7 protein-coding genes and 1 pseudogene are annotated in these 6,600 nt (G+C 74.1%); 7 read left to right on the top strand and 1 reads right to left on the bottom strand.

The features are described from left to right. Positions 1–91, top strand: a pseudogene (locus ABZV78_RS24705) (DNA-binding response regulator); the annotation flags it as partial. A gap of 43 nt (positions 92–134) precedes the next feature. Here ABZV78_RS24705 and ABZV78_RS24700 read toward each other — a convergent pair. Beyond that, positions 135–1,079, bottom strand: a complete 945-nt coding sequence (locus ABZV78_RS24700; protein ID WP_355642179.1) for an SDR family NAD(P)-dependent oxidoreductase — start codon at positions 1,077–1,079, stop codon at positions 135–137. 149 nt (positions 1,080–1,228) lie between these two features. Between ABZV78_RS24700 and ABZV78_RS24695 the strand changes: the two genes are divergently transcribed. From ABZV78_RS24695 to ABZV78_RS24670, 6 genes are all read left to right on the top strand, one after another. Then, positions 1,229–1,795 (top strand): helix-turn-helix domain-containing protein, encoded by a 567-nt coding sequence (locus ABZV78_RS24695; protein WP_355642177.1) that lies wholly within the window; start codon positions 1,229–1,231, stop codon positions 1,793–1,795. A 45-nt stretch (positions 1,796–1,840) separates the two neighbouring features. Next, positions 1,841–3,175: a low temperature requirement protein A gene (locus ABZV78_RS24690; protein WP_355642175.1), complete on the top strand. Its 1,335-nt coding sequence runs from the start codon at positions 1,841–1,843 to the stop codon at positions 3,173–3,175. Positions 3,176–3,290: 115 nt separating this feature from the next. Then, positions 3,291–3,803: a hemerythrin domain-containing protein gene (locus ABZV78_RS24685; protein WP_355642173.1), complete on the top strand. Its 513-nt coding sequence runs from the start codon at positions 3,291–3,293 to the stop codon at positions 3,801–3,803. Next, entirely contained in the window at positions 3,800–4,693 is an 894-nt protein-coding gene (locus tag ABZV78_RS24680; protein WP_355642172.1) for an oxidoreductase, read from the top strand. Before ABZV78_RS24685 ends, ABZV78_RS24680 begins: the two co-directional genes overlap by 4 nt. A gap of 87 nt (positions 4,694–4,780) precedes the next feature. Next, positions 4,781–5,704, top strand: a complete 924-nt coding sequence (locus tag ABZV78_RS24675) for an LLM class flavin-dependent oxidoreductase (RefSeq protein ID WP_355642171.1) — start codon at positions 4,781–4,783, stop codon at positions 5,702–5,704. Positions 5,705–5,840: 136 nt separating this feature from the next. Then, positions 5,841–6,593, top strand: a complete 753-nt coding sequence (locus ABZV78_RS24670) for an aminoglycoside adenylyltransferase domain-containing protein (protein WP_355642169.1) — start codon at positions 5,841–5,843, stop codon at positions 6,591–6,593. Positions 6,594–6,600 lie beyond the last annotated feature (7 nt).

The raw sequence follows: 6,600 nt of genomic DNA, 5'->3' as shown, positions 1-6,600 counted from the left end.
GCCCCGGGTGGCGCTGCTGGACATCCGGATGCCCCGCCAGGACGGGCTGAGCGCGGCGGCGGAGATCCGCCGGTTGGTGCCGGAGACCGCCACGGGCCAGGTGGATGCCGCGCGCCCCTCTCGTCGTTTCCGGGTCAGCCCCGCAGGTGCTCCTCGGAGACCTCCCAGAGCCGCTCGGCGGCCTCCGGGTCGACGGCGTACGGGGCGTAGCCGGTGCGGGTGCCCGGCTGGTTCGGCCCGGCCTCCTGGCAGTCCTCGAAGTACCGGCCGCCGACCCCGGCGACCAGTGGCGAGGCGGCGACCAGCACCGAGGTGGCCGCACCCTGCTCGGGGTTCTTCCAGTACGCCGCGCCGCCGCCGCTCTGCGTCCGCATCCGGTCCAGTTCCTCCTCGCTGATGTAGCGCTGGAGGTTGGTCCGGATCGCGCCCGGCATCAGCGCGTTGGTGTGGATCCCGTCGTCGGCCCAGCGCCGGGTGGCGTCCACCGCGAAGAGCACGTTCGCGGTCTTGGACTGCCCGTACGCCAGCCACGGGTCGTACGCCCGCTGCCGGAAGTGGATGTCCTCGAAGACCACCGGCGAGCGCAGGTGGGCCGCCGAGCTGACCGAGACGATCCGCGCGCCCTCGGCCGCGGCGAGGGCCGGGCGCAACCCGGTGGCCAGCGCGAAGTGCCCGAGGTGGTTGGTGGCGAACTGCATCTCCCAGCCCTGCTCGGTGCGCATCTCGGGCGAGGCCATGATGCCGGCGTTGTTGACCAGCATGTGCAGCGGCCCGTCCCAGGTGCGGACGAAGGCGGCCACCGAGCCGAGATCGGCCAGGTCGAGCGGGGCGACCAGGATCCGGTCGTTGCCGGTGCTGCCGGTGATGTCGGCGGCGGCGCGGTGCCCGGCGTCGGGGTTGCGGACCGCGAGGGTGACGTCGGCCCCGGCGGAGGCGAGCGCGCGGGCGGTCTCCACGCCGATGCCGGAGGCGCCGCCGGTGACGACGGCCCGCCGGCCGGTCAGGTCGAGGTCACGGACCACCTCCAGGGCGGTGGTCTCGCGGGAGAACGGGGTGCTGACGGGTGTGCTGGTGGTCATGATCCATCCTTGTCGGCGGCGGCGCGGACCGGTCGTCCGGCCGCTACGATGAGAAGCGGAGGATCCTCCGTTACGACCGAGCCTAACCGGAGGGCCCTCCGGTTGCCAGTCCGGCCGGGCCTGCTCCCCGGTCGAGCCGAGGAGGAGCCGTGCCCGACCGACCGCTGCGTGCCGACGCGCTGCGCAACCGGCAGCGACTGCTGGACGCCGCGGTACACGCGTTTTCCCAGGCGGGCGCCGAGGTAACGCTGGACCGCATCGCCAAGGAGGCCGGGGTCGGCATCGGCACCCTCTACCGCCACTTCCCCACCCGGGAGGCGCTGATCGAGGCGGCCTACCGCAACGAGCTGGCCAAGCTCTGCGACGCCGTGCCGGAGCTGCTCGCGGGACTGCCCGCCGAGGCGGCGGTCCGGGCCTGGATGGACCGGTTCGTCGACTACCTCGCCACCAAGCGGGGCATGGCCGACGCACTGCGGCTGGCCATCGCCTCCGGCGCCAACCCGTACGCGCACAGCCGCGACCGGCTGCTCGCCGCGCTGGGCGACCTGCTGGCGGCCGGCGCCGCCGCGGGCACCGTACGCGCCGACGTGGCCGCCGCGGACGTGCTCGCCGGGTTGAGCGGCGTCTCGCTGGTGGCCGGTGAGCCGGACCAGCGGGCCCAGGCCGGCCGCCTGCTCGACCTGCTCATGGACGGGCTGCGCCACCGGCCGGCCTGAGCAGAATCCGGCCCGCCGCCGACCCGGCGCTGACAGACTCGGTCGGTGAGCGGCTTCGGGTGGCGGCGGGGACGCCTCGGGCCGGCGGTGCCGGTGGCGCCCGGGGCCCGGGTCGACCGGTTCGAGATCTTCTTCGACCTGGTCTTCGTCTTCTCGTTCTTCATCATCACCCGGGCCACCGCGCTCGAGGTCGACGGCGGCGCGCTGCTGCACGCGCTGCTGGTCCTCGCCGTGCTCTGGTGGTCGTGGGTGGTGCACAGCATCGTGGCCACCAAGATCCGGCTCGGCGAGGGTTTCGTCCCGGTTCTCATGACGGTCGGCATGGCGGCCCTCTTCACCTTCGCCCTGTCCCTGCCGAACGCGTTCCGGGATCCGCGCGGCAACGCGGCCGGGCCGATCGTCGCGGCGGTCAGCTACACCGTCATCCGGGGGGTGCACCTGCTGCTCTACCTGCATGCCGTGCGGGACAGTCCGAACGAGCGCCGCCAGCTCCTCCGGTTCACCCCCGAACTGGTGGGCAGCACCCTGCTGCTGGGGGTGGCCGCCCTGGTCCCCCCGAAGATCGACGACCTCTTCTCGTCGGCGGCGGTCCGGGACGGGCTCTGGGCGACCGTCGTGCTGCTCCAGTACAGCACCGGTCTCATCGCGGGCACCTGGGGCTGGGGCGTCGCCTCCGCGGAACACTGGACCGAGCGGTACGACCTCATCCTGATCATCGCGCTGGGCGAGTCGGTGATCTCGGTCGGCGTGGGCAGCAACCTGCTCGGCCAGCCGCCGACCTGGCCGGCCGTGGCGGCGGCCGTGCTCGGCATCTTCTTCACCGCCGCGCTCTGGTGGGCGCACTACGACATGGTCGGGCCGGCCGCCCGGATCGCCCTGCACGCCGCCGAGGACGGTCCGCGCGTCGCCATGGCCCGGGACGCCTACGGATACCTGTTCCTGCCGATGATCGCGGGCATCATCCTGTTCGCGCTCGGCGCCGAGATGATCGTGCATCAGATCGCCGACCCGCACCACCCGCAGCACCTGCCGGCGCAGAGCCCCGGCGTGCCGCTGCTCTTCGGCGGGGTGATCTGCTACATCTGCGGCAACATGCTCTTCCAGCTCCGCACCCTGCGCACCCTGAGCTGGACCCGGGTCGCGACGGTGCTGCTGCTCGCCGTGAGCATCCCGGTCGCCGGACACCTGCCCGCGCTGGCCGCCCTGGCGTTGCTGACCGCGATCACCATCGGCATGGTGGCGGCCGAGGTGGTGGTCTTCGACGAGGGCCGGCGGGCGCTGCGGAAGCTGGTCTTCGAGGAGCGGACCAGCCACGAGGCGCACGAGGCGGCCTATCGGGCGCGCTGGCACGAGCCCCACGAACGCGACGAGGGCGAGTGACGCCCGCCCTGGGTGCCCGCCGGGGCGTGGGGTGCCTAGACTGCTGCGCAGCGTCGCGGTGCACCCGGCACGAAGGCAGCCGTGGGCATGGAGGCGCGGGACGGCAGGGGACCATGTGCACCCATCCCACCCGCCAAGCGGCCGGCTGACCGCCCTCGGCACCCAGTTGATCGAGATCCACCACTGGCTCCGCGAGGAGCTGGCCCAGCTCCGCGCGAGCCTCGACTCCCCCGGCGGCGGCGCCACGCTCACCCGGGAGCTGCGCGCGCACTGCGTCGGGTTCTGCGCGGCACTGGACCAGCACCACACCGGCGAGGACGGCGGCGTGTTCCACCTCCTGGCCGAGCAGGCGCCCGAGCTGCGCCCCGTGCTGGCGGAGCTGAGCGCGGACCACCTGGTCGTCGCCGACCTGCTGCGCCGGGTCGACGCCCTGCTCGCCGAGGCGGCCGACGGCCGGTCGGTCCGGGCCGAGCTGGACGGGCTGGCCGCGCTGCTGGAGTCGCACTTCACCTACGAGGAGCGGAAACTGGTCGCCGCGTTGAACCGGTTGACGGGCGACCCCGTGGAACTGCTCGGCGTCACGCCACCCCCGGACGGGGATCCTCTCGAGCGGACGGAGACCGCATGACCATCGACACCGTCGACGCCGCGGCAGCGGGCACCTGGCGGCTCGGCGACCGCACCGTCAACCGGATCGGCTTCGGCGCGATGCGGCTGACCGCGAACGCCGACGGCAGCCCCAGCGACCGGGACCGGGCCGTCGCGGTGCTGCGCCGTGCGGTCGAGCTGGGCGTCAACCACATCGACACCGCGGCGTTCTACTTCTCGCCGCTGCGCTCGGCCAACGAACTGATCAACCGGGCGCTGTCGCCGTACCCGGAGGACCTGGTCATCGTCACCAAGGTCGGGCCGGGCAAGGACCCGTCCGGCCAGTGGCTGCCGATGGCCCGGCCGGACCAGCTCCGCGGCCAGGTCGAGGAGAACCTGCGCCAGCTCGGCCGGGACCACCTCGACGTGGTCAACCTCCGGGTGTACGGCCCGGAGCCGCTGGCTGAGCACTTCGGCGCGCTCGCCGAGCTGCGTGACGCCGGTCTGATCCGGCAACTCGGCGTCTCCGCCGTGACGCGGCAGCAGGTCGCGGAGGCACGCACGATCGCCCCGGTGGTCTGTGTGCAGAACTCGTGGAGCCTCGGCTACCGGCGGAGCAACGACGCGCTGATCCGGGACTGCGCCGCGCACGGGACCGCGTTCGTGCCGTTCTTCGCACTGGCGACCAGCGGTCGGGAGGCCGGGGCGAGCGGCGAGGAGCACGACGAGGTCCGCGCGGTGGCCCGGGCGCACGGGGTGAGCCCGGCGCAGGTCCGGCTGGCCTGGACGCTGCGCCGGGGGCCGAACGTGCTGGCCATCCCGGGCACCGGCAACCCGGCGCACCTGGCGGAGAACGTCGCGGCCGGCGCACTGCGGCTCACCGACGACGACCTGTCCCGCCTCGACGCCGTCCACGAGTCCGCCGGCTGAGACCGCGGCCGGCCCCGGATTCGCCGGTCAGCAGAATCGGCGGGTCCGGGCTGGCCGGCGGGGTGGGTGCCCCGGAATGCTGGGCCGATGGCGATCTTCTCCGTGCAGGCCCGGCCGACCGACGCGACTAGCTGGAGCGACCTGGCCCGGCGGGTCGAGGCGGCCGGCTTCGACGCGCTGCTGGCCGCCGACCACCCGGGTCACGGCGCGTCGCCGTTCGTGGCCCTCGCCGCCGCGGCGGCGGTGACCTCGACGCTCGGTCTCGGTTCGTACGTCTCGAACGCCGGGGTGCGGGAGCCGATCCTGCTCGCCACCGACGTGGCCACCCTGGACGTGGTCTCCGGCGGCCGGGCCCGGCTCGGCCTCGGCGCCGGTCACACCCCGGCCGAGTGGCGGGCCGTCGGGCGAGAGCGTCCCGACGTCGCCGGGCGGGTCCGCCGGTGCGTCGCGGTCGCCGAGGCCGTGCGCGACCTGCTGGCCGGGAACGAGGTCACGGTGGACACGCCGGAGCTGGCCGCGTACGCCGCCCGGCTGACCGGGCTGCGGCCCGTGCGGGAGCGGGTCCCGCTCACCATCGGCACGGCCAACTCGACGCTGCTGCGCTGGGCCGGCGCGCACGCCGACGTGGTCGGGCTGACCGGCTTCGGGCGTACCCTCGCCGACGGCCACGACCACGACGTGCGCTGGCGGGCCGACCAGATCGAGGCGCAGCTGGCCCACGTGGCGGCCGGGGCGGCCGGGCGGGACGAGCCGCCCGCCCTGGAGGCCCTGGTCCAGCAGGTGACCGTCACCGACGACGCCGAGGCCGCCGCGGCCTCGATCGCCGCCGACACCGGGCTGAGCGTCGCCGACCTGCTCGCCACCCCATTCGTGCTGATCGGCACGGCCGACGAGATCGTCACGGCGGTCGCACGGCACCGGCGCCGCTGGGGGATCACCCGCTTCGTGGTACGCGCCAACGCCGTCGACGCCTTGGCGCCGCTGCTCCCCCGCCTGGCCGCCCTCGCTTGACCAACTCCAGCTCGCCGAGGTGGTGGCGTCCCCCGCATCCGGATACCGCCAGATCGGCGAACTGGTGTTCGCTCACGGAATGCCGGTCTCGGTCGGGTCGTTCACCAGTCGCCGCCGTGGCTGCTAGGAATACCGGATGGCAGACCTCTCCGCTCGGACCGCTGCGGAGGAGCTCGCCGAGTCCGTCGTGGACGTCGTCGGCGCGGCAGCCCGGTCGGTCATCCTGCACGGATCCCTGGCGGCCGGCGGCTTCCGACCCGGTCGCAGCGACATCGACGTGCTCGTCGTCGTCGACGGGGGCCTGTCCGACCCACAGATCGACGCCCTGGTGGACCGGGTGCGCGGCACGCCTATCGGGACCGCGGCGGGTGTCGACCTGCATGTCGTGACCGCCGACGCCGCCGGCGCGCCGACTCGGACCCCACCGCTGGAGCTGCACGTCGGTCGGTACGACCGATCATCCGTCGGAGTCGAGGTCGAACGCCGCGTGACCGCCGCCCCCGACCTTCCCGCCGAACTGTCGATGGCTCGCGCCGACGGGCACGCTCTCCGCGGCACCGGGCCGCATGACGTGATCGCGCCCGTACCGACGGCGTGGATCAACGAGCGCGGCCGGCACTGGCTGGCGACCTGGCGATCGCGCACCGACGACGCAGAACACGGCGCCCTCATGGTCCTCACCGCCTGCCGGATCTGGCGCTTCGCGCTGGAGGGAGTGCACTGCGCCAAGGGGCAGGCCGCGCGGTGGGCGCTCGACCGGGATCCGTCGCTGAGCGCCGTCCGGCAGGCGCTTCACCAGTACGAGGTGGATCCAACGGCGCCGATCGACGAGGACGGGATAGCCCACGTGCTCGACCACGTGCTGCGTGAGACCGCCCGGGCGCGGTGAACACGCA

Origin of the sequence: Micromonospora sp. NPDC004540, assembly GCF_040610095.1 — a bacterium.
Lineage (GTDB): Bacteria > Actinomycetota > Actinomycetes > Mycobacteriales > Micromonosporaceae > Micromonospora.
This window is presented reverse-complemented; position numbering and strand designations above follow the sequence as displayed.

Coding starts and splice junctions, on each gene's coding strand:
- ABZV78_RS24700 (WP_355642179.1), bottom strand. CDS start 1,079: ATGACCACCAGCACACCCGTCAGCACCCCGTTCTCCCGCGAGACCACC.
- ABZV78_RS24680 (WP_355642172.1), top strand. CDS start 3,800: ATGACCATCGACACCGTCGACGCCGCGGCAGCGGGCACCTGGCGGCTC.
- ABZV78_RS24675 (WP_355642171.1), top strand. CDS start 4,781: ATGGCGATCTTCTCCGTGCAGGCCCGGCCGACCGACGCGACTAGCTGG.
- ABZV78_RS24670 (WP_355642169.1), top strand. CDS start 5,841: ATGGCAGACCTCTCCGCTCGGACCGCTGCGGAGGAGCTCGCCGAGTCC.